General features: G+C 45.2%; 20 protein-coding genes. 9 read left to right on the top strand and 11 right to left on the bottom strand.

What is annotated here, in order from left to right:
• The first annotated feature begins 10 nt into the window (after positions 1-10).
• The 7 genes from CU041_RS06835 (at position 11) to CU041_RS06805 (ending at position 6,323) form a co-directional block, all read left to right on the top strand.
• Positions 11-436: a cupin domain-containing protein gene (locus tag CU041_RS06835; RefSeq protein WP_101246244.1), complete on the top strand. Its 426-nt coding sequence runs from the start codon at positions 11-13 to the stop codon at positions 434-436.
• Complete coding sequence (locus tag CU041_RS06830) at positions 433-1,602, top strand: DegT/DnrJ/EryC1/StrS family aminotransferase (RefSeq protein WP_101246243.1); 1,170 nt, start codon at positions 433-435, stop codon at positions 1,600-1,602. The genes CU041_RS06835 and CU041_RS06830 overlap by 4 nt, the downstream gene beginning before the upstream one ends.
• A complete protein-coding gene (locus tag CU041_RS06825; protein WP_101246242.1) occupies positions 1,599-2,372 on the top strand; it encodes a class I SAM-dependent DNA methyltransferase in 774 nt (257 codons plus the stop codon). The genes CU041_RS06830 and CU041_RS06825 overlap by 4 nt, the downstream gene beginning before the upstream one ends.
• 94 nt (positions 2,373-2,466) lie before the next feature.
• Positions 2,467-3,690 carry a glycosyltransferase family 4 protein gene (locus CU041_RS06820; protein ID WP_101246241.1) on the top strand — a complete coding sequence of 408 codons (1,224 nt, stop codon included), beginning with the start codon at positions 2,467-2,469 and terminating at the stop codon, positions 3,688-3,690.
• Positions 3,691-4,611: a sulfotransferase family protein gene (locus CU041_RS06815; RefSeq protein ID WP_101246240.1), complete on the top strand. Its 921-nt coding sequence runs from the start codon at positions 3,691-3,693 to the stop codon at positions 4,609-4,611.
• Positions 4,608-5,396, top strand: coding sequence for a glycosyltransferase family 2 protein (locus tag CU041_RS06810; protein WP_101246239.1), 789 nt, complete (start codon positions 4,608-4,610; stop codon positions 5,394-5,396). The genes CU041_RS06815 and CU041_RS06810 overlap by 4 nt, the downstream gene beginning before the upstream one ends.
• 108 nt (positions 5,397-5,504) lie before the next feature.
• On the top strand, positions 5,505-6,323 hold the full coding sequence (locus tag CU041_RS06805) for a sulfotransferase domain-containing protein (protein ID WP_101246238.1): 819 nt from the start codon (positions 5,505-5,507) through the stop codon (positions 6,321-6,323).
• 18 nt (positions 6,324-6,341) lie between these two features.
• On the opposite strand, the gene CU041_RS06800 is transcribed toward CU041_RS06805, so the two are convergent.
• The 11 genes from CU041_RS06800 to CU041_RS06745 form a co-directional block, all read right to left on the bottom strand.
• Complete coding sequence (locus CU041_RS06800) at positions 6,342-7,217, bottom strand: glycerophosphodiester phosphodiesterase family protein (RefSeq protein WP_101246237.1); 876 nt, start codon at positions 7,215-7,217, stop codon at positions 6,342-6,344.
• Positions 7,214-8,371 carry a sulfatase-like hydrolase/transferase gene (locus tag CU041_RS06795; protein WP_170310160.1) on the bottom strand — a complete coding sequence of 386 codons (1,158 nt, stop codon included), beginning with the start codon at positions 8,369-8,371 and terminating at the stop codon, positions 7,214-7,216. The genes CU041_RS06800 and CU041_RS06795 overlap by 4 nt, the downstream gene beginning before the upstream one ends.
• Before the next feature lie 640 nt (positions 8,372-9,011).
• On the bottom strand, positions 9,012-10,067 hold the full coding sequence (locus tag CU041_RS06785) for a sulfotransferase family protein (RefSeq protein WP_101246234.1): 1,056 nt from the start codon (positions 10,065-10,067) through the stop codon (positions 9,012-9,014).
• Entirely contained in the window at positions 10,060-12,072 is a 2,013-nt protein-coding gene (locus tag CU041_RS06780) for a sulfatase (protein ID WP_101246233.1), read from the bottom strand. Before CU041_RS06780 ends, CU041_RS06785 begins: the two co-directional genes overlap by 8 nt.
• A gap of 84 nt (positions 12,073-12,156) precedes the next feature.
• On the bottom strand, positions 12,157-12,822 hold the full coding sequence (locus CU041_RS06775; RefSeq protein WP_101246232.1) for a class I SAM-dependent methyltransferase: 666 nt from the start codon (positions 12,820-12,822) through the stop codon (positions 12,157-12,159).
• Positions 12,823-12,826: 4 nt separating this feature from the next.
• Positions 12,827-13,510: a WbqC family protein gene (locus tag CU041_RS06770; RefSeq protein WP_101246231.1), complete on the bottom strand. Its 684-nt coding sequence runs from the start codon at positions 13,508-13,510 to the stop codon at positions 12,827-12,829.
• Positions 13,510-14,574, bottom strand: a complete 1,065-nt coding sequence (locus tag CU041_RS06765; protein ID WP_101246230.1) for an N-acetylneuraminate synthase family protein — start codon at positions 14,572-14,574, stop codon at positions 13,510-13,512. Before CU041_RS06765 ends, CU041_RS06770 begins: the two co-directional genes overlap by 1 nt.
• Positions 14,575-14,703: 129 nt before the next feature.
• Complete coding sequence (locus CU041_RS06760) at positions 14,704-15,639, bottom strand: aldo/keto reductase (RefSeq protein ID WP_101246229.1); 936 nt, start codon at positions 15,637-15,639, stop codon at positions 14,704-14,706.
• Complete coding sequence (locus CU041_RS06755; protein WP_170310159.1) at positions 15,636-16,577, bottom strand: hypothetical protein; 942 nt, start codon at positions 16,575-16,577, stop codon at positions 15,636-15,638. The genes CU041_RS06760 and CU041_RS06755 overlap by 4 nt, the downstream gene beginning before the upstream one ends.
• Before the next feature lie 107 nt (positions 16,578-16,684).
• Positions 16,685-17,386 carry a PIG-L deacetylase family protein gene (locus tag CU041_RS06750; RefSeq protein ID WP_101246227.1) on the bottom strand — a complete coding sequence of 234 codons (702 nt, stop codon included), beginning with the start codon at positions 17,384-17,386 and terminating at the stop codon, positions 16,685-16,687.
• Complete coding sequence (locus tag CU041_RS06745; RefSeq protein WP_101246226.1) at positions 17,376-18,359, bottom strand: SDR family oxidoreductase; 984 nt, start codon at positions 18,357-18,359, stop codon at positions 17,376-17,378. Before CU041_RS06745 ends, CU041_RS06750 begins: the two co-directional genes overlap by 11 nt.
• A gap of 801 nt (positions 18,360-19,160) precedes the next feature.
• Here CU041_RS06745 and CU041_RS06740 point away from each other — a divergent pair.
• Together CU041_RS06740 and CU041_RS20580 are read left to right on the top strand one after the other, a co-directional pair.
• A complete protein-coding gene (locus CU041_RS06740; RefSeq protein WP_170310158.1) occupies positions 19,161-20,693 on the top strand; it encodes an MATE family efflux transporter in 1,533 nt (510 codons plus the stop codon).
• A gap of 69 nt (positions 20,694-20,762) precedes the next feature.
• Positions 20,763-22,079 carry a hypothetical protein gene (locus CU041_RS20580; RefSeq protein WP_170310157.1) on the top strand — a complete coding sequence of 439 codons (1,317 nt, stop codon included), beginning with the start codon at positions 20,763-20,765 and terminating at the stop codon, positions 22,077-22,079.
• Positions 22,080-22,215 lie beyond the last annotated feature (136 nt).

The following is a 22,215-nucleotide window of genomic DNA, read 5'->3' as shown; positions in this document are numbered from 1 at the left end:
AGTAAGATAAATGATAGAACACATTGAACATGATGGTGAGCTTCTTGCGCTCATAATACGCGCGTCGTTTTCTCGGCCGGGCATCACATTCTTTACTGAGAACTCGCTTTCGCAACAAATCGGTTATATGCAGCATCCAAGCGGTAAATTGATTGAGCCACATGTACATCTTCCCGTTGCACGTGAAGTACATTTAACTCAAGAGGTTCTCGTGCTTCGGAAAGGAACCTTGAGGGTAGATTTCTACGACGAGAGACAGGTCTACTTGTATAGCCGAACATTGAATGCCGGTGACGTTATTTTGCTGATAAAGGGCGGACACGGGTTTGAAGTAATTGAAGAAGTAGAAATGTTCGAGATCAAACAAGGCCCCTATGCCGGCGATCAGGACAAAACAAGATTTTCAGGTATATCCGCGAAAGAAGCAAAAGAATGAAATCTTCCGGCATCTCCGATGTCCTTGACGGCAGTTTGTCCTACAAAGCAGTTGGCGCGATCCCGGTCAACCAGCCATTGCTCAATGGAAATGAGCAGCGGTATTTAAACGATTGCATTGAAACTGGCTGGATTTCGTCGGAAGGCCCGTATGTCGAGCGTTTTGAAGCCGCAATGGCAGCAAGGGTTGACCGTAGTTACGGAGTTGGTGTTGCAAACGGGTCGGCTGCTCTTGATATTGCAATTGCGTCGCTGCGGATTCAACCGGGTGACGAGGTGATTTTGCCTTCTTTTACAATCATTTCGTGTGCTGCTGCAGTTGTCAGAAGTGGTGCTACTCCGGTGGTGGTTGACTGCGATCCTTTGACATTCAACAGCACTGCACAACATTATTCCGATGCCATTACTTCGCGCACCAAAGCTTTGATGATTGTCCATATTTATGGCCTTCCCGCTGATATGGACCCAATCTTGGCCTTGGCGGAAAAACATGGCTTGGCGGTGATCGAAGACGCTGCTCAAATGCATGGGCAGACTTATAAAGGTCGGCCTTGCGGGAGCTTTGGAACAATCAGCACCTTTAGTTTTTATCCAAATAAACTGGTAACATCTGGTGAAGGTGGAATGGTCGTGACGAACGACCCGGTGCTCGCAGAAAATTGTCGCAGTCTTCGCAACCTATGTTTTGATCCCAGACAGCGTTTCGTACATGAAGAGCTGGGCTGGAACTACCGCCTTACCAATATGCAGGCAGCCATTGGACTGGCCCAAGTCGAACAACTTGACGAGACCGTGGCTAGAAAGCGTGAAATTGGCAAGCAATATTCTGAATTGCTATGCTCGTTATCTGGTGTCAAGTTGCCGGTAAACCGTACCGACTATGCAGAGGGTTTGTACTGGGTTTTTTCGGTCATTTTGGATGACGAGATGGAGATGGATGCTAAGGCCGCAATGGCTGCGTTGGCAGAACAAAAAATCGGAACAAGGCCATTTTTCTGGCCCATGCATATGCAGCCGGTCTTTAAGAAGATGGGCCTTTTTGCCGATATCTCTTGCCCGGTGGCAGAACGGATTGCAAAACGTGGTTTCTATATACCTTCTGGGCTTGCACTAACCACTTTGCAGATGCAGCGAGTTGCGGCAGTAATGCATAAGGTACTGAGATGAGTCGTGCGTTTTCTGAAGAATATGTAGCGGTTTATGACCTGCTTTATGGTGACAAACATTACCGGAAAGAAGCGGACTTCGTGCTAGCCCGGCTAAAAGACGTTTGTTCCGGTTCGTTGAATGCCTTGCTTGACATAGGATGTGGCACAGGGACCCACGCGCATTGTTTTGCGGATCATGGCATAAATGTTCAAGGTGTTGATATTTCCGAAGAAATGATTGCACTGGCGATCCATCGAAATGATAGCTGCAAAACATCGTCTCTGGTTCGGTTTTGTCAAGGTGATGTGAGAAGCTTCGAACTTCCGGAAACGTTTGACGCTGCTGTGGCACTTTTTCATGTGTTCAGCTATTTGACTCAACTGGCGGATATCGAAACTGCTTTACGCCAGGTCCGAAAGCATCTGAATGTCGGCGCCCCATTCCTGTTTGATTACTGGTATGCGGGGGCCATCCTTAGAGATGGCGTAAGTCACCGTGAACGTGAAGCGGAAAACGACAAATGGCATGTGCACCGCGTTACTGATCCTTTCTGGGATCCGGAACAAGATTTGGTGCGCGTGAACTTTCATGTCACTGCAGTAGAAAAGAAAACCGACGTTACTCACAGTTGGCATGAAGAGCATCCCATGCGCTACTTTGAGCCTTCGTTTCTTGAAGAAACATTGTCACGAACCGGCTTCAAGGCAGTTAAACACGGCGAGTGGCTGTCTGAAGGGGCTCCGCAGCCAGGGGCATTAGGTGCCTATGTTGTCGCAATTGCAGTTTGAATGAAATCGTTTGGTTGCGTGCTTTCTGTCGGGTTTTCCATGCGCATCCGTGATCCAATTGTTTTAACCATCAGTTTTGCCTAGGACCCCCCTTATGCGGATTGCAGTATTTGTAGAAAACGCCCTTGAGGCCGGTGGGACGTTTCAGCAAACTTTGACAATGGTCCAGGCTATTCAGTCCCTCCCCGGGCATGAAGTGGTTGTGTTGACCCCTATCGCCGACAACATTGCCCAGCTTCGCAAGCACGAAATAGAAGCGCATCTTTACAACGACGGCGCGTGGACGCGTTTTATAGATACGATCGGCGGCCTAATGCCTCGATGCCAAAAGGTATTGCATTTGGTACAACGGATTGGTTTTAGACGATTTGGACAAAACCTCGATTGTCGTCTCGATCATCTTTCAATTGATTTGGCTTTCTTTAATGCACGTTCGGCCACGCCAATACGGCTGTCCCGTCATTCTTATGTTTTCACTGTTTGGGACCTGTGTCATCGAGATCACCCGGAATTTCCCGAAGTCTCCGCAAACAGAGAATTTGAACGTCGCGAACAAGTTTTGAATGCTGTCCTACCAAAAGCTGTCGCCGTGATTGCTGACTCAGAAATCGGTGCCGACAAAATTTCTCAATGGTACGGTGTCGATAGATCACGGGTGCATATAGTTCCTTTTTTGCCCTCGGTAGGAGTACGTTCGTATGCAAATGGGACGTGCTTGTCTTCAGTAAGTTCTGTGCGCCAAAAATATAAACTACCCGAAGATTATTTTTTCTATCCTGCGCAGATGTGGCCCCATAAAAACCATTTGTATTTGTTCGAGGGGCTGGCAGAACTGAAGGCGAGATTTTCTCTTGCACCTGCGCTTGTAGTTAGTGGCGGTGACAAGGGTAATCTGCGTTACTTACGAAATTGTGCCGAAAAGCTTGGGCTTGCCGATCAAGTATTTTTTCTTGGCTTCGTCAATAACGAGGATATCCCTGCATTGTATGACGGGGCAAAAGCACTTGTTATGCCCACCTATTTTGGGCCGACAAATTTACCCCCTATTGAAGCAGCACTCTTGGGCTGCCCTGTAATTTATTCAGATACGAGAAGTTTTCGGTCTCAAATGGGCAGTGCTGCACTTTACTGCGATCTGTCGGATCCCAAAAGTTTGGCCGAGCAAATGCGTCTGATTCTTGAGGATCAGGCCACCGTTGAAATACTAAAGAGTGAAGGCCTTAAGCTTTCATCATCACTGAATGAAGACGCTACCCGGAAAAGTCTGCAACATATCTTTGATGCTTATGCCTATAAACGACGTCTTTGGAATTCCTGAATGATTGATAATGCAAATCTGCCGAACTTTATTTGTGTCGGGGCACCAAAGTGTGGAACCACAGCGTTGTATGCCGATTTGCTTGAGCATCCTGAGATATTCTTGCCGGAGTTGAAAGAAACTCATTTCTTTCGCCTGGCTTTTGACGGCTTAACTTGGAATGGTCCGGGGACAGCGCCCTCAATGAGGATTAATACCCCTGAACGATATAAAGCGTTGTTTCGCGGTGTTGCAGGCGAAACGGCCATCGGAGAGGTCTGTCCATCATATTTCGCAGGTGAGCATACGGCAGAACATATCCATCAATTTTTGGGGCCAATAAAAATCCTTATTATGTTACGGAACCCGGCCGAGCGCGCATTTTCACAGTTTATCCACGCCCGATTAATCGGGTGCGAACCTGAACCATCATTTTTAAAAGCCGTTTCTTTAGAGCCTGAGCGTGCCGCAAAAAAATGGGGAGAGTTTTGGTCCTATCTGGGGCAAAGCCATTACGCGCCGGTTCTAAAGCGTTATTTCACTATATTCGGTCGTGAAAATGTCCTGGTTGCTCGGCACGAACACTACACCCAAGATCGTGAGGTAACATTGAGGACGATCTATAAATTTCTTGATGTCGATCCCGATTTCGCACATCGCCAGTTAGAACCTAAACGACAGGTAAATATCTCGGGGGTGCCCAACAGCAAGGTAAGTGCACTGGCGTTCAAAAACATTGAGAAATTGGCCGGGCTTGCTCGTGCAATAGTTCCGGCACCTGTTCGGAGAACGGTACGATCTACGTTGGATCGTTCTTTGGTGCGGGCGACTTTGCGTGAAGATGAGCGGCTTTTTATTGTAGGCCAGTTATTGGATGATCTGTCTAAAGTTGAGACACTTACCGGTTGGAATGTTGAAGACTGGAAGGGCAGACCGGTATGATCGCAAGTCAAGTGTACGATTGTGAAAAGCCACTTATTTCCATAATTACGTCGACATTCAATGCGGAAACGCATTTTGGAGGCTTGATTGACAGTATTCGCAGTCAACAAAATGCAGAAATTGAATGGATTGTTGTCGATGGTGGATCAACAGATCAAACAGTTACTTTAGCCAAAAATGCGCACGATGTCGTCAATGTACTGATAGTTGAACCAGATCGTGGTATTTATGATGCTTGGAATAAGGGCATAGCTGCGGCTAGAGGCACTTGGATAGCCTTTGTCGGCGCCGATGATTACTATTTACCAAATGGGCTTGAACTATCTCTCCGTGCGACGAAAAGTGTTTCAAACGATGTTAATCTGATCGTGGCAAGCGTTGATAGAGTTAATGAAGAGAACACCCGTGTTCTGCGCAGCGTTGCCTCTCCCTGGGACTGGGAAAAGATGAAGAAATGGATGGTGATCGGTCATCCCGGCACACTTCATCACCGCATACTATTCGATAGGTTTGGTAAATTTGACACCACTTTGCAGAGCGCTTCGGACTATGATTTCCTGCTTCGTGCCGGGGATCAGATCAGGGCGTCCTTCATCGAAACTCCCCTTGTTCGCGTTCGTGCTGGCGGAGTCAGCCAACAAGTACTTGCCCTTAAAGAAGCGCAATTTGTTCGCCGCCGTAATCTGGGCATAACTGCTGTGCAAGCGGGCATTAGCTATTTGGTGGCGCGGGCAAAAATGTTTGTTCGCAATAATATGGAATGGTGCCTTAATAAACTTCGTTAATATCATCCAATTGCCGCGATGCCTATTGGCTTTGGTGTGTTTGGTTTGTTGGCTTTGCTCGGAACTTTTTATTGTTTTGGATTTTCTTGCGGGAATTAAAGGTTTTTCATGGGGTCTAATTTTCGAAAAGTCATGGATGCAGGCCGTGCGTATATGATCGGTTTACGCCACAACCTGCGTAATCAGCCGCACCTGTCTACCCTTCCCTCTTCGCCTAGAATTGACGATACATTTCTGGTGGAATTTCCGAAAAGTGGAATCACTTGGCTAACCTTTTTGATTGCATCCGTGAATCTTCAAAAAAGTGGACTAGAGCGACAGCCCACATTCTTTGCCATCAATGATTTGGTCCCTGATATACATGTATCGAGGCATTTACCGCCTCCCTTGCCATTTCCCGATATGCGTTTCATTAAAAGTCATGCTGGCTACAATCCCTTGTACAGTAAGGTGATTTATCTGGTTCGCGACCCGAGGGACGTCATGGTGTCTTACTACGCTTTCGCAAGAAAGTTGGGGTGGTACAACGGATCCCTCCATGACATGATCAAAGACCCACAATTTGGTATTAAAGCATGGGTTGCCCATGCAAATAGCTGGTTGGACGAAACAAAACCGAGCGTTTCGTTCAATGTGATACGATATGAAGATCTTCGGGCGGATGCAGGCGGCGTATTGAAGCGCATATACAGCTTGTTGGGATATTCAATCGAGGACGAGATTATCGGCAGAGCCGTCGATCTCGCTTCATTTTCAGCCATGAAAGAAAATGAAGCGTTTTGCTCGGAAAACAATCCTACTCTTCCGGAGGATTTCAAATTCGTTCGTGAAGGAGGAAGTTCTTATAAAACAACAATTTCTAAAGAAGATATTGATTTTATAGAAAAGGTGGCTGGAGAAACGATGAGTACTTTCGGCTATATTTAAGTTACTTAAAAAAATATCTTATTTCTGGGATGAGAAAAACGTCGGTAGTGAATTGCTATACACCCCTTTAATGCCGAGTTTAAAAAAGACCTCGGCCTCTGATGCTGCGTCAATTGTGTGTGTAAATACAAACGGAGTTTGGGGAATTGTTTCCAGCTTCCGAGTTCGTTCTTTTGTTAAAGTAACGGCTTGGATTTTTGCTACGTTAGCATAATGTAATATTTGCTCGTTGGTAAGCGCGCTTTTGTAGGACGTAAATACAGCACCGGAAAATTTATGATTCCGAACCCAAATAATTTGTTCAAAGTCATAGATTTGGGGAATTATTTGATTAAGAACGTCTTCTGCTATTTTTTCAATTTTAGAGTAAGTTTCGACAAAATTATCTTTGGCATCAACAATGAAATACACATTGGGGTGAGAACGTAACGTTTGAACTACATCCAAGAAGAAACATGGTGTTTCGCCCAAACTTTTTTTCAATGCTAGGTATTCTACCGTCGAAACTGATTTCGTCTCATCTCCATGGAAGCAGATAAGATCACCTTCGGTCGTTAGCCGTATGTCTCCCTCTATGATCATGTCCCCGTTAGCAATACTGTTCATTAATGCCTTGAGAGAATTCCGGGGGAAAGCAGATGTCTCGCCCATGGCGTGCCTGATAACTCTGCTTTGTTTATGTTCCAGCCACAGATAGGCATTAATGTCAGGATCAGGAAGTGAAGCCGGCAGATTCGGGAGATTCTGCTGATGGTATACTCGGCGAAGCGCGCCATTAAGCCATTTAGCGTCAAAATCAATCAAAGTTTCTTTGGTGATTTCGCTGCTTACGTTCGTTACCATCAATAACAAAGTTACAAAACCGAACAATGTAACCAAATGCCAGGATTTCATTTCGGTACAATCTCTAAGAAAGGGACGACTTTATCTGAAAACTTCTGGCGGCTCTTCAAGTCTGCAAAAGGGGGAGCATGATCGCCAACAAGAACGATATGTATAGGGGGAAGTGTTGGGTCCTTCAATAGGCCCGCCAGGCTTGCAAAGAAGTTCTCGTGAGCCTTAAGCAATGTGCAAACTTTATCCGTGGCAGTACCCGGGCATACGGCCGGTGAGCCGTCGGCTAATGCAGCATCATTGGGCAGGTGCGTATTAAGAGTCAGAAAGTAAACGAAGGTCTTCTCTTCCTTTGAACGTCGCATAAGCTCTGCAATTTTTAATAAAATGTCTGTATCACATTGCCCGCGGAAGAATATTCCGCATTTTCTCGAAATATTGTCTTTTCCGAATTCAAGATGCTTAAATCCGACGACAGGAAACCATTGTTGGCGGTTAAAGAATGTTTCGGTGAACCCATGGAATGCATAGGTTTCATATCCATTGGCGGCGAAGCGGCCGGGAATACAATTCTGATTGCCCAGTTCGCCTGCATTTATAAAGCTTGCAAGGATGCCGCAAAACTCGCGCATTTCTCCGCTCGTTGTTGCCCCATTGAAAGGAACTGTTCCCCTGTGCACTTTATATCTTTGAAAAAGATCTGGCGTCAGCAGGCGGAGTAGTGGAATTTCGTTGTAGGCCGGATCCGTCGACTGTCCCCAGGACTCAACAACAACCAGCATTTGATGATCAGATGTAGTTTGGTCCTGAACAGGAACAAGGCGTGCTTCAGAGGCGCTTTCTACAGCGGCGGATTTTAGTGCTTTGCGGCTGCGAAAAAGGTCATATGTAAATTTTCCAGTCTGGGACGTTCCGATATTTGTGGGTAGAGTTACCGAATTGAAGGTTTCTGGCATTACATTGGATATTACGCCACTGGTTCCATTGATTGCGTCTGCCCCCAAAACTATAAGTATAATCAATGTCGAGCTTTTTAATATCTCATACTTGCGGTACACAAATCTCGACAATGTATACGACATGGAGGCTAGAAGAATAAATCCGAATAATGTTAACACAAAGAGATCATTGTTTAATAGTTCAATTGCTTGTAATTTGGGGAAAGAAAGAGCAATAGATTTCGCATCAAAATAAAATATCGATTTTGCTGACATTATTGCATCGAATATTAAAAATATAATTATCGATGCGCATGCGATGCATGGTCTAATTAGCACAGAAATCACAATGTATAAAGCATAGTCAATGTTTATAAGCGCCCTATCAATTAATATATAATTTGATATTATAATGAAAATAAAATTTATAAAAAATAAGTATAATAAAGAGATGTATGTTAATTTATGTTTCATAATGATGATTTTCAGTGGTGATTACTTTTGTTTATTTGGGTGGCTTGTAGAGATATGATATGATTTTTTAAAAGGCAGGATTCAAGTTATTCGCGGACATTAGCTTGTTCAATAGCTATTTTCATGTCCGACCATCCTTGATAAAGTTCAGTCATGGCTTATCGGGATTAATTCGTGATCGACAGAAGATGTGCATGAAGTTCTTACCGGAAATTAAATTAATATCTTTAGCGTTGATCCTGGCGTCCTCTGTGTCAACTCCGGCGATGGCCTATATCGATCCAAATACGGGAAGCCTTATTGTTCAAATATTGACTCCAATAATTGGTATAGTTGCATTTTCCTGGAAGTTTCTTGTAATCGGCGTGCGGAAACTTGTAAAAAAGTTAGCTGGAAAATAATTTTTTTTAAAAATAAAAATCCGATTGTATAGCTCTAACAATCATCTGTAACTAGTGAAGTTATTCCATTCGGAAAGGACACGTGTTCGCCATTCTGGTGGAGGCATTTCGTTTAGTGCTTTATAAGCTTTGTGTTTTTTGATCGCCTGCATGCTTTGAGTGGAGATCAAGTGGCTGCTATCCAAATTCAGGGTTTCATATATTTTTTGCAATTCTGATGTGGGCGCGTGGACAAGGTTTTCATAGTCCAGAAATGCCACCCTACCCTTGGTCAATTTCCCCAGTGCATCTGACATTTTTCTTTCTAAAGTAGTTCCATTCTTCAGTATTGTTTCCCTTAGGTCATCATCATTGATTGAAGGACCAATTGCGTAAAGTTCAAAAAGTGATTTCCACATTCGGAAAGTGGATTCAAATACCTCTAAGGGGTTTCTTCTTATCGAGATGAACTTTGCATTTGGGAACGCAGTTGCAATTGAATTTACGCGGTAGCTATGTGTTGGTGATTTAAACATAACAGGGCGATCATTTCCAACAAACGATATCAAGTGAACAAATGTGCGAAATGTTCTCTCCCAGTTTTGTCTGTCCTGAAGCTCCATACTCTCAGGATCCGCAATCGACAAGGCCTCATGAAGTTTTTGCGGAAAGAGAAGGCATTCATATGGGGACCGAGCACCTAAATTCAGTAGCGCAAATTCGTCCTCCTGTGGTGACTGAGCGGACACCATGAGATTGTCCATTGGTCTCCTTGCTGTCTTTCCTCTAGCAGTCTTTCTTGAATTCTCAAGAAGCAATGAATGAGGGTTCATGCAATCTGATGTTGTTGGGAACGTGTAGTTCGGATCAAGACACATCAGATTGTGAAGGTATGTTGTTCCCGAACGCCAATGGCCAGTTATGAAAATGTGGGGTTGAGACTGAGACTGGTCTATTTCATTGTTAAGAAGGGCGAATTGAAGCCGGCCGGCAGCAGAAAACAACGTCCCCAAGATATGCTTTCTGATTAAACGGATGCGCCGATCGAGTTCGCCATAATCCGAAATATGACCCCAGGCTGCCTTGTTCAAATTTAGATAGGCGTCAGCTTCACCCATTCTTGGCTCCGGTTAACATTACTTCCGGAAATTTTGCAGTAAGCGCATGTCTTAGATGATGCAGCTCGTAAGGGATATCGTTCTTTACATCTGTGCGAGCACCTTCCAGCTCATTTCCGGACGAAACTTCGCGCAGAGAAAAGAGCTTCTCTTCTCCGGTAGAAATGTTTCTCACATACTGATAGTCCGAACTGACAGCTCCAATTGTCCCCTTCGTGATGGGCTCGAATTTGCTGTTCCTAACAAAGTATTGGGTCACTGCAAGATTCGCAGATTCAAAAGGTTCTCCGATAATTGTCTGTGCGCTGCGGAGTGGAGACCCTTGCATCCAGATAGGCTGCTCTATGCCTGCGGCTTTAAGGATAGTTGGTGCAATAGCAGTTTGATCAGCAACAGTTGCAAGCTGGCGACCGGTATGTTGTCCGGCCTCTTTTATAATCATTGGAACATTTATCAGGGACTTGTGGAAGGTGCCACCCGAATGACCATATGTATTCGGCGCAAAGAACTCACCGTGATCTGCGGAGACCATCGTCATGGTCTCGCCCATGCGTCCGGATTTATCCATGAAGCTCATGAACTTCCCGAAAGCGTCATCAGCTTCAGAAATCCATTCGTTGTAACGCAATCGCACGTTTTCAATATCTGCTTGGATTTGAGACTTGCTTTTGGTTTTGTTTACAATGCGAGGATGAAGCATATCTTGCCGAGTTTCAAGTACCCCTTGCGGAAGAAAGCGATACCTGAACTCCTCGGAAGGCAAGTATGGCGCATGTGGTGCCATTACATGGATCCACAAAAAGAACGGGCCGTCTGCCTTAGAGACAAGGGTTTTGGCAGCCTCAAAGGTTTCGTGTGGTGGTGTCTCCGAGAACATTTGCCGGAAAGCAGGTACGACAAGCCCTGAAACTGTTCCTACTCGTGTGCCCAGATCAATCATGTCCATCATCCCAGGAAGCTCTTGGAGTTCGGAAGGCGCAATACCAGTCCACCCTGCCCTAGGTGCAGCACATAGATGATCGAATGCTCCGTGAGTAGAGCCCATTAACGGCATTGCATACGGGTTACCGAATACGGCGGTCGTTTCGTAACCTGCGCTTTTTAATAGAGCGGGCAATGTGCGGTAAATGTTTTGATCATGGAGCATTCCGGCCAAATGATAAATTCCCGAGCTCGAAGGGTATCGTCCAGTCAGTATGGTCGCAATTGCCGGGGTCGTGTATGTCGAGCACGCGTAGAAGTTTCGATATACATCCGCAGAGTTAGCAAACAAATCAATGTTGGGTGTCGTGTTCAAGCCGTACCCGTAGCACGACATGTCAGTTGCAGATAATGCATCAAACGTGATGAGCAGAATATTTTTGAGTCCGTCGCGCCTGCCTTGAATCGGCATCTCAAATTGATTTCCAGCAACAAGACGAGAACCTACTGTTGCTGTAGCAAGTGCTGAAGCTGATGAGGCAAGAAAAATACGGCGATTCAAACGCTTTTCAGCTACGTCCGCATCCAGATCGGTTGTTGTTGTTTTGTTAACAGCTTGCGCTCGGTATGAAGTAGCGCCACGAATTAGCATTAGTACAAATATTGTTACACCAATTAGCATTTCGCCGGCGGCACGCACGACCGGAGTTATACCAATACCATCAAGCACTGATTGATCAATGAAAACGCGTTCCATCGAGAATGCAAAAGCAAAAAGACTGACAGAATATCCACTATATAAAATTATCGTCAGGGCTATTTCGAATGCACGATCTGTGTGACCAAATTTCTCGGCTAAACACACGCCAAGGAGCGATAGTGCAGATATAATTACACATAAAACCTGAGATGAGATAAAGACAAAACATGCATATGTGATGAAATCACCTATCATCATGTAATAGGTAAATGCATGTATTCTATAAGTAATGAACAATGCGTAGGTTATTATGATAGGCGTGTTTGCGCATAGAAACAGTTTTTTAAATTGATCAATTTTATCAGTATTGAGAGCGCGCTTCATCGGGCACCATTACGGAATGCGGCATACAATTTTAAATTTCAATATATTATTAAGCCGGCTTTGATATTTTAAAAAAACGACTGCTTACTTCTTCTTTGCAACAATGTTCCACCAGGCAAGTCGCTCTGGTTTTGGGGTATATGATTCACTGACCACGTGATCCAGAACTTCGATAGTAAAGTTAGAAAAAAGACTTTCAATTTTATCCCGATCAAAGAAATGAACGAGGCCGACTTCTGCAAACGGGCCATCTTTATAGCCCTTCCGTACGTCGGGATATTCTGATGGAATGCCCCTTGTAAAATCATCTGAGTCCTTCGAGAACCAGTGAACTCCAACGAATATTCCACCGGGAGCAAGGCGCTCCTCGATCATTTCAAGGCTATGCTGAATACCAAGTGTCGGGTTATGTGTTAACGATGCGCGATCGATAACAAGGTCGAAAGGTCCAGCAAACGGAATTTCTGCACAAAAATCTGCTTGCGCAAGTTTCACCTTCTTTCCGAAGCGGCTCTTGATGCTTTCTAGTGCTGAAGAGCTGTTATCAATGCCCCAGAACTCACCACCAAACCAGTGCACAAGGGGGATGTTGGCGCCCACTCCACAACCAATTTCCAGAACACGACAAGGTGTTTGGCTTTTGTAGGGCGCTGCATGTCTCATAATTAATGAGATTAATTCACTCCAGGGCCATACACTGTGATGGGCCCCTGCTGCGTAAATATCTTCCCACTCAGATGAAAATGACATCGAACTATACCTTTAGTAAACCGGAGGGATCTGGAGCATTCATCAGAAGGTCGATGATCCCCATATTGGGTTCAAAACCACCATGGCATTGCGTATAGATAGGGTGGCTAAAATCTTGGTAAACAACTGCAATATCGAACTTTGCAAAGGTATCTTCATCAAGATATCCGCGGCCCTGACTTCCCGATAAATATGTTCTTGCGTTGCTCTGGCGACACAAGTTTAGAATAAGGTCGCTTTTGGCCCCATCAACAGGAGTCATCTCGGATGTCTTCTGCATTGGCGTGGATATCCCCAATGCCTTATTAAACATGAGCAGCATGTCCCAGCACAGGTCACTGAAGCAGTCATATGAAGTATGATAAAATGGTTCTAACAGTGTGAGCCATTCGGAAGAAAACGGTGCCTTGCTGTAATTCTGCTTGATCGTTGCCCAGTGCTTGGCTTGCCAAGGTTGACGGTTATCAATTTCTATTTCCGAAATTGAATGTTCGTACAGAATTCCCTTAGTCTGAACTGGGACGGTTTGCCAAACCCATCCGCCTTTGGTGCGCAATTTGTTGCGGTTTTGAAAGCTACCTTTCTGAAATTGCACGGTATCAAGATACAAAAACAAATCTGACTTCTGAATCTTGTCGAAATATCCGAGCCACGGCAGATAGGCAGGCTGGTGAATGGAGACGATCATTACGCACCCAATGGCTCCAGATCATCAATGGAAATGCCCTCTCCGGCAGCCTTATCGGTCAGCAACGTTCGGCCACATATGTTATCCCATTCTCCAACATAGGCGCCATAATCGGCACGCTTGAACGATACTGAAAGATCGCTCAACACTGTACCTGCCTGAAGGGCGTTGCTTGCAATAATCCGCCGCCGCATGATTTTTCGGCTTTTTTCTTCGTCAGTGTGTGGTTTGATCGCATTGCTTCCAAGTGCCGCTTCTGCAAAACGAATGTGAGAAACCATTTCGGTCAATTCTTGCGGGTTCATAGAAAACCAATGGTCGGGCCCTGGGAGATCGTGATCAAGTGTGAAGTGTTTTTCGATAATGCGAGCTCCCAATGTTACCGCGAGTGCTGGCGCAATCGTGGAGCGACTATGATCAGAAAAACCCCACACAACGTCAGGATGACGGGTTTTCAGTACAGGAATTTGCGCAAGATTAAGGTGTTCCGGATCTGACGGGTAAAGGGATACACAATGCAGAACGCCAAAGTTCTCGCACCGCGCTTTCAGGTCGTTTACGACTTTATCGACTTCATCGCAGTCTGCCATCCCCTTGGAGATAATCAAAGGTAAGCCGCTGCTGGCAAAAAACCTCAGGTTTGGTAGATGATCGAAGTCATCTGAACCGACTTTAATGGCTTGCAGTCCCAATTCCTGCATCATTTCGAGATTTACTGGATCCTGAACTGTCGTCAGGAACATAATTTTCTGTTGGTCACAATATGAAATAATTTCTGCCCATTCGTTCCGAGTGAACTCCAGGCGACGGAACATTTCGTACTCACTTTCTGTGACCTGCTTTCCTTGACTGAAATAGGTGAAGGTCTTCGTCGCGTCAGCGCAAAATTCGGCGGCCGTAAATGTTTGGAACTTCACACAATCAGCGCCGGCATTTTTGGCAACATCTATCAACTTCTTGGCCATTTCCAGTTCGCCATTGTGGTTCGCGCCGGCTTCAGCCATCACGAACACTGGAGAATTGTCGCCAATTAACCGTTCACCGATTTTCATCTGCGCGGCCATGCGCCCTGCCCTTTCTGTCAAATTAATGTGTTAGCTCATTCCGGCATATCTCGCCGGAACGCCGTCAAATTTGAGGCGGAACATAACACTGTGCCTCAAAGCTGACCACCACTTGATTAGAGGAATTAATTACCAGGAGCTGGGGTTTAATAATGCAGAAGGAACATAGGGAATTATGTCATCTACAAATTTTCTTTCAGCATTACTGAGAGCTGGCGTCGTGACGAGACGCAGATTTTCTTCGAGTTGTTCGGCGGTTTCCAAGCCAAGAACGACACCAGATATTTGCGGATAGCTCAATACATAGGCTGTGCATAGATCAGCCAAAGAGCTGCGGTTCAGCATCTGTTTAGCTTTGAGCATAGCATGGATAACATCAGGTCCGCACCCTTGCGATACATCCGGCCACAGTGAATTGTTTCCGGCCAACAAGAGCCCCTGCAAAAAGACAGATCGAGCATGTACTGTCAGATCGCCGCGGACACTAATTTGGGCGAACACATCACTATTTCGCCAACGATGATCCAAAATATTAATTGGAACTTGTAGGTGCCTAATATCGGGAAATTTTAGGGCTAATTGTACCTCAGCGGGGGATTGTGCTGACAAACCCAAGGTGTGAATTAAACCCTGTTCGCGTAAGGTTAACAAAGTTTCCCAGAACATCGTTGGCCTCATCAGAGGCCAAGATTCACGTATCAACAATACAGGAAGTTGCTCAAGACCAAGAGCGCGACAAGATGAAATCACGCCTTGTTTTACAAACTGTATTGTTTCCTTATCACTTAATTGTTCAGCTTCTTCAGCAAGTGGTGTATCCAGTTTTGTAATGACTCGTGGGATAGGAAGACCTTCCTGCACAGCCAATGCCAAAGCATCCCTCAAGATGGATTCTGCATCGCCATAGCAATGAGCTGTATCCAGCGTGTTTACTCCCGCCCGTAAGGCGGCAAGAACTATATCCACAGCGGCATTCCTGTCAGGAATGCCGGTTGCGTTCGCAATTCCATACTGCATTCCCAACTGCGCCGTTCCTAAAACAAGGCGATGCGTGCCGATAGTCATTTTAGCAAAATGTCCGCTAAACGTTGTGCCAGATATGGCCCGCCAGGAGCGGGAAACATTGCTTTTCCACGCTCGATGCGTTCTTCTCTCCAGGCGGAATGATAAAGAAAGCGTTGCACAATGCGTCGAGCAGGCCCGCTATCGCGTTCGTCGGAAGACTTTTGCGGACCCCCTATTGAAACAATTCCCCCCAACCTCTCTAGCGCATTTATGAATTCTAGCTGGTGGTGTTCAACTGCCAATGCGGCAACTGCGATACCTGCCGCTTGTAGCTCGTAGCAACTGGTTCCACCAGCTGATATAGCCAAAAACGAACGCTCTGCTGCTAATGTAAGAGATGAAGGGGCATACAGAATCTCTGCTTGCGGAATATGCTGGTTTATCGCGTTAACTGCTTCAAGTTGGTCGGGATGGGATGGACCAATGGCTACAATAACGGGATAGCCGGTTAGCATGTCGCCCAAAGAGTTGGCTATCCATGCTGTGTCATTTTGAGGATCTTCTCCGCCCATTGTGATGAGAATAGCTTGCCGGTTTTCAATTTTTGCAGCTTCAAAATACCGAGGATGAATGGAGTTAAAGCGCCCGCCTGAAAGTATTTGCCTGTCGGCATGTTGAGGATAGTCCAGCTCTGTCGTCCACGGCTGTGCGTTGACAATCACGGGGACTGGAAAATCTCGATAAGGAAAATCATCAAAGCAAATAACATTTGCTATATGTGACAACGGCTCAACAGAGCTTGGGCTGGCGTATTTTCCATCAATTACAATCCACGGACGTATCGGATCATTCTGGCAATTCTGGTGGTTCCAGTCCAAAATCTCGGCACAGCTTTCCTTGGTACCAGTCACGAACCGAGCGTCCAGCACAGAAAAGCCGGAGTCATAGATACGCTGTAAGATTCTGGATGAAGCCTGAACCATGAATTTTATGTTCATAGCTCCCTGTGCCCTCAGGGATTCGGCAAGCGTCAAGCAGCGCATCAGGTGCCCGAGCCCGTGGTCTCGTCCTGCATCACATCGAATAAGAATCGATGGCCACGCCTTCACAAATTTATTCCGCGAATCAATACAAAACCTTCAGCATAGTCCAGTCCAGCTTGCGCACCTCTAAACCTAGCCAGTGCCTGCAAAACCTCCGGAGATCTAGGATGTGGAGGAGGATGGATTTCACTTTCGTACTTTTGCATCGCAGCGATCTTTTGCGTGATGCTATCCGTAATATCCTGGAATACAGTTGGAGCGTAGGGTTTCAAGGGGTTCCATTCGGTGCTTGATAAGACCTCGAACGCGAAAACACCTCTTAGATGCTGACCTTTGATTGGACGAATAGCAGGCAACACAGCTTTATGAACCGTTACATGATCAATGTTTGGGTCATCGGGGGCGTGAGTGAACATGTGTGTTGGAGAAAACTCTCGAATGTGGTCTTCAATTTGCTTTGTCAGTTCAATCAATGGAACTTGATCAAGTCGACAACAATGGCGCTCTGACAAAAAAACTTGATCTGTATTCACTCCTAAAACCGTCATCGCCTCCAAAGCATCCGCATTGCGTTTGGCCGACTTTTCTTTGACTGCATCAGTGTCAAATTCGCTCGGAGAAAAGCGAGCAGTAATCCCTTCAGCCATGAAAACGACTCTCACATCGCATCCTTCGGCCCGGTATCGGGCTATGGTACCCCCGCAACCAAGTACCTCGTCATCAGGATGGGCTGCGATTACTAGAACCCTGTCGTTACTGTTCATCAGGCCCCTCCTTTCCCTGCCACTCCTTAACGAGGGCAAGCAAGGTATCTTGAATTGAGGGCATCTTGATTCCCAACAGTAATTCGATCTCGGAGACACTCATACTCATGTCGAGGCACCGGGGAGCCTTCAGCGGAAAGTCATTCAAGAACCCAAGCTGCGCCGTTTCTGTTGGCAAGCGAAGTAGATTTGCCAGTCTTAGTAAGAATTCTGCTTTCGAAATTGGGGTGTCATGAGCACCTAGGTTAAAGGTCCCATAAATTTTTTGCGCAATTATCGCTTCCGTTACTTTAGCTACGACCGTCCCGTGGCACGGATTAAACAGAACGTCTTGGAACAATGTAACTGGTGCTTCTGCACGAAGACTGTTGATTAGCCAGCTAACCAATCCCGGGCGGTCAGGAGTTCCTCGTCCGACATAATTAAGGCGGAGGATGGTCGTATGGTTATGTTGTTTTGCAATATCTTCACTCCACAATTTTGTCCATCCATATAGATTGACCGGACCAATTTTCCCTCTTTGGCCTCCGCCGTCGCAATATACTTGATCTGTTGAAATATGAATCAGATGGCATTTGGGGGTATGCCGCTTTAAGGCAGCAACAACTGATCGCGTCGCCTCAACATTATCCCGAAATGCTATGTTCCGATTGCTTTCACACAGATCAACATCACTCAAGGCCGCACAGTGAATCACTACGCTGGGCCTATGGCGTTCAATCATGTTTTCCGTCGCTTGCTGGTCGGCAAGGTCTACTTCTTCCATTGCCCCAAGGAATTGGCCTTTTGTCGTTAAGCCGCCAAGCCGATATTTCTGCCTGCGGGCTGAAGGTACAAGATGTGTACCTGCTAAGCCATTTTGTGCCCAAGCGGAACAAAAGTAGTAACCAAGAGCTCCTGCTGCACCTGTTATTATTACGGGACCAGCTAATTGTGCGTTATGTTCGGGCAGTACCATTTTGACCATTTTCATCAAGCAGTCCAACTACACTGATAGCCGTCTTTAAAGATATAATCACGTCTGAACGAGGACTGACGTGATTGAAATACAGCGTGCCATCGATGTCAGGTGCCAATTTGGGTGCATGTAATTTATAAACTTTATGATTCTGGTGAATCGTCCAATCTCGATATATCAATAATCACATATTACTTGGTGTATTTTATCTTTGTTCGTGATGTCCACCATAGAAATCGGGTTATCTAACGGCTGCATCACTGGCGCCAAAATTAGCTTGGTGAGATATAGGTACTGTATGGTTCATTGACGTCGATTCAACGTGTAAAATTTCTTCCATTTTACCCGGTGAGAGTGCGCACGAATCTTACAGGTTGGGTCAATCAATTCATCGGCGTGAATGTACAGGTAAGTGGCTCTGCTCAGTAAATTATTCAGGATATCGGCACGAAGTGGTGGACAATTAGCACATCATAGGCGAGAAACGCAAATAGCAATCAATCAGGTATTTGTTAAAATCGGTTCATGTCTTTTCTGTTCAAATTGAATTATGAAAAATAAACCTTAAATTGACGGCTTTCTTTTGTGTTTGTCTAATATGTTATGCGTGCCGGAATTTCTATCTGAGTTATTGTTTGTTTAAATTCAGATTTTGTTATGAGGAAAAGTTAATTAATGCATAGGAAATGTATTATTTCCTCAGTCGTGACTACGGGGATGCGGTGAAACATTCGGATACTCGTACTGTCGAATTGTGCATTTAGCATGTCATATCTTCGACATCTGATATTTTTAAGAAAAAATCCAGGAGTTGTCGTGTCGGTTGGTCGGTCCATAGCAAAACAGATATTGTTGGGGGCAATAACACAGATTCTTATAGGGTTTCGCGGTTTGATTATTATGCCATTAATCATCAAATCTGCCGGTGATTCCGTGTTTGGGTCGTATGTGCTCATATCATCAATCATCATTTTGCTTTTGGGAACATCGTCATTTGGAACAAATTATAATTTTCGCAGAGATTTGCCGGCGGCAAATACCTATGACGATCGACGAGAACTACTTATGTCGTCGATTTCATTTCGTGCTCTAACTACTGCAATATTTTCTTTAATCATAATTGTCATAACGCCAGAAATTTTTGCTTTCTTGAATCAAGACGTGCCATTTTCTCCAGGTCTTTTAGCATTATGGCTCCTAGGGATGACGATTCAAGAAATTGTCACTGACTACTACCGATATACATCTCGGTTCGGCGTGTATAACCTTCTTATGGTTGGGCAAATTTACTTACACATTGCTGCAATCGTTGGGCTGAGTTTTTGGTGGAACAGTTTGAGTTTGGATCAACTGATTGCACTACAAGCGATAACCCTCATTGTATTTTCTGTGCCCGCATTTGTTTGGGGTGTAATCCGTGAGACTGGAGTTTCGTGGCCAAGCACCGATTGGAAGAAATTTTGGGCAGGAGCAAAGCTTGGCTTACCAATTAATGGTGAGTTTCTCGTCGACTTCTTGGTTGCATTTGGAGATCGTTATCTTATAGGTCTTTTCCTCACCGTTTCAGCTGTCGGACAATATCAGGCAGCTTATGCACTTGCAGGTTTGCTGACTTTTTTTCCAAAGGTAATTTCAACTGTTCTCACCCCTGCCCTCTGCAAGCTCTGGGACACTAAAAACATTTATGCGGCGGAGCAGTTGTTTTTTCAGGCGGTCCGTTTTTACATAATTATTGGAGTACCGTTTGTTGTCGGCACTCTATTGGTTGGTCCGTCTCTTATTGCTGTGCTGACAACTCCATCAATAGCAGAATCTGGAAGATGGGCAGTAGCCTTGATTTCAGTGGGAATATTTTTCTACGGATTTGTTATCCTGATTTCTAGTGCTGCATTTGTCATCCGACATACAAAAATTATTATTTATGCCAACATTGTTGCCGTAACAGTTAATATCCTGCTCAACCTCGTTTTCCTGCAAGTGTATCCAAACGTTAGCGTGCCCGCCGCTATTTCTATTGCGTCATACGGTGTAGCGTTTGCTTATGCGCTTTCGGCTGTCCGAGCTACATTTGTGTTTACGTTTGACGTTTCAACCATATTTTGCGTTTTTTTTGCTTCGTTCGTTATGGCAATTACGCTTTGGTTTGCCGGGTACAGCCCTGGGGGCATTAAACTAGAAAGTGAACTTTTCTTAGCTTCGAAAGTTGCGCTTGGTGCTGTCGTATATTTCATAGCCTTGTTCTTTGCCGGTGGGCTCTCCAAAGCCGACTTGGAGCTAGTGTTTTCCAGCTTCCAGCGCAGCAAGGAAATTGATGAATGCCCCCCGAAAAGTCGTCAAAATGAATTGTAGTGGATTGAAAAACACAAATTTACAAAAAATCATATTACTTTGATATCTATAATTTTTTGGGTCTAGATCATGTGCTCCACTGAGTCATCTTCTCGTCAGGCTATTCTTCTTGATACATTTTCATTTCATTCTTTCCTAAATGCAGGGTATTTTTATTGTTGGTACTTATCTAAAATCTATGACCTTGTTGTTATGGTCGAAGAAAAAGATAAAAACTCCAGCTCTATCAAAATACTTTTGGATTCAGGGTGTATCAAAAGGCTTGTCGTGTTGCCATCGCGGAGCCGCCGCTTTGCAGTACATCGTTGGTTTTGTTCTACGTTTCCGCACGTCTTGCAGGAAGTTAAACCGTCTATTGTCTTGATGAATAATTGGCACGCATTTCATCAAAAATATATTTCACGATCTGTTCGTCGCTTGCTGCCTAATACTATAATTGTGATTTGCCTTAGCGTTCACGTTCCTATCACCGACTTTGAAACTACTGATTATCGTCTTAGAGAGGCAAGTCTATGCAAATGGCGGGCACGCTGGTTTTGGGTTCCCGCGCTAATTGCAAACGTGACATATGAATTATGGGGACGCTGGATCGGTATCCGAGACTTTTTCCTTTTCCCTATGCTAAATGGTCAGCGCCCTTTGACCGAAACACATAATCCATGGCTTGGAAAGCTTCGCACGAAGAATACAGCGGATTTGTTCGATGCTGTTTTGTGCTACACGCAGTCCGAGCAACAGGGATATTTGATGGAAATGCACGAAAGCGATAAGATTTATCTTGTGCAACACCCGATGAGTCTATCACCCGCTGCGGTGGAGGCGTTGTTTCCAGCAAAACATTGCAAGAAAGTTATTGTAGCTTTGCCCTCATCGTGTCTCGAATACGGAAACTCGGACACAGTTGAAGAGCAGATCAACCGTCTAGAAGCAGCTTGGGGCCCTGCCTTGGAGATTTTGAAGCAAAAGTCGGGAGGGTTGGATATCTGGTGGAAGTTACATCCGGGGTTTGTCGATGACCCAACGATGATGGGATTAACTGATAGACTACAAGCTAGGATTCCGGGATTTGTCTCTAAAACAGGGAAAATGGGTGCAGAAGAAATGATGGTGTCAGCGGCACTGGTCGTTGGTGATGTTTCAAGCGTTCTGATATGGGCTAGTCGCTTAGAAGGTTGTCCAGTCGTGAGCCTGGATATTTTTGGTGTGGAGGGTGGAGATGAAATGGGAGTTTTCCCTGCAATTTCTGTTGTGAAATCGTTTGCTGAACTTCGAAATATGCGTCTGGAGCAGCATATAGATATTGAGCGACCTTCTTCTTCGAATGCCCTTCCTACGCCATTACAATGTTTGAAGGTCTTAGTTGAAAAACATACCTCAAAGGCGTGAGTTCTCGATAATTGTAAGGTGATTTTAAAGTAATCCAACCAGCGAAGTCATGCTTGTAGATCCTGCGGCTTTCCCTCGTTTAGGCGATTTCATATTTGCCGCACATGCGGGATTAGTTGCTTTCCGATCAAAACAC

The sequence above is a fragment of the Thalassospira povalilytica genome, assembly GCF_002844235.1.
In the GTDB taxonomy this organism is placed as follows: domain Bacteria; phylum Pseudomonadota; class Alphaproteobacteria; order Rhodospirillales; family Thalassospiraceae; genus Thalassospira; species Thalassospira povalilytica.
The sequence above is the reverse complement of the archived record's forward strand: the minus strand, read 5'-3'. Positions and strand labels throughout refer to the sequence as shown.

Coding starts and splice junctions, on each gene's coding strand:
- CU041_RS06835 (WP_101246244.1), top strand. CDS start 11: ATGATAGAACACATTGAACATGATGGTGAGCTTCTTGCGCTCATAATA.
- CU041_RS06830 (WP_101246243.1), top strand. CDS start 433: ATGAAATCTTCCGGCATCTCCGATGTCCTTGACGGCAGTTTGTCCTAC.
- CU041_RS06825 (WP_101246242.1), top strand. CDS start 1,599: ATGAGTCGTGCGTTTTCTGAAGAATATGTAGCGGTTTATGACCTGCTT.
- CU041_RS06820 (WP_101246241.1), top strand. CDS start 2,467: ATGCGGATTGCAGTATTTGTAGAAAACGCCCTTGAGGCCGGTGGGACG.
- CU041_RS06815 (WP_101246240.1), top strand. CDS start 3,691: ATGATTGATAATGCAAATCTGCCGAACTTTATTTGTGTCGGGGCACCA.
- CU041_RS06810 (WP_101246239.1), top strand. CDS start 4,608: ATGATCGCAAGTCAAGTGTACGATTGTGAAAAGCCACTTATTTCCATA.
- CU041_RS06805 (WP_101246238.1), top strand. CDS start 5,505: ATGGGGTCTAATTTTCGAAAAGTCATGGATGCAGGCCGTGCGTATATG.
- CU041_RS06800 (WP_101246237.1), bottom strand. CDS start 7,217: ATGAAATCCTGGCATTTGGTTACATTGTTCGGTTTTGTAACTTTGTTA.
- CU041_RS06795 (WP_170310160.1), bottom strand. CDS start 8,371: ATGTCAGCAAAATCGATATTTTATTTTGATGCGAAATCTATTGCTCTT.
- CU041_RS06785 (WP_101246234.1), bottom strand. CDS start 10,067: ATGGGTGAAGCTGACGCCTATCTAAATTTGAACAAGGCAGCCTGGGGT.
- CU041_RS06780 (WP_101246233.1), bottom strand. CDS start 12,072: ATGAAGCGCGCTCTCAATACTGATAAAATTGATCAATTTAAAAAACTG.
- CU041_RS06775 (WP_101246232.1), bottom strand. CDS start 12,822: ATGTCATTTTCATCTGAGTGGGAAGATATTTACGCAGCAGGGGCCCAT.
- CU041_RS06770 (WP_101246231.1), bottom strand. CDS start 13,510: ATGATCGTCTCCATTCACCAGCCTGCCTATCTGCCGTGGCTCGGATAT.
- CU041_RS06765 (WP_101246230.1), bottom strand. CDS start 14,574: ATGGCCGCGCAGATGAAAATCGGTGAACGGTTAATTGGCGACAATTCT.
- CU041_RS06760 (WP_101246229.1), bottom strand. CDS start 15,639: ATGACTATCGGCACGCATCGCCTTGTTTTAGGAACGGCGCAGTTGGGA.
- CU041_RS06755 (WP_170310159.1), bottom strand. CDS start 16,577: ATGAACATAAAATTCATGGTTCAGGCTTCATCCAGAATCTTACAGCGT.
- CU041_RS06750 (WP_101246227.1), bottom strand. CDS start 17,386: ATGAACAGTAACGACAGGGTTCTAGTAATCGCAGCCCATCCTGATGAC.
- CU041_RS06745 (WP_101246226.1), bottom strand. CDS start 18,359: ATGAAAATGGTCAAAATGGTACTGCCCGAACATAACGCACAATTAGCT.
- CU041_RS20580 (WP_170310157.1), top strand. CDS start 20,763: ATGTGCTCCACTGAGTCATCTTCTCGTCAGGCTATTCTTCTTGATACA.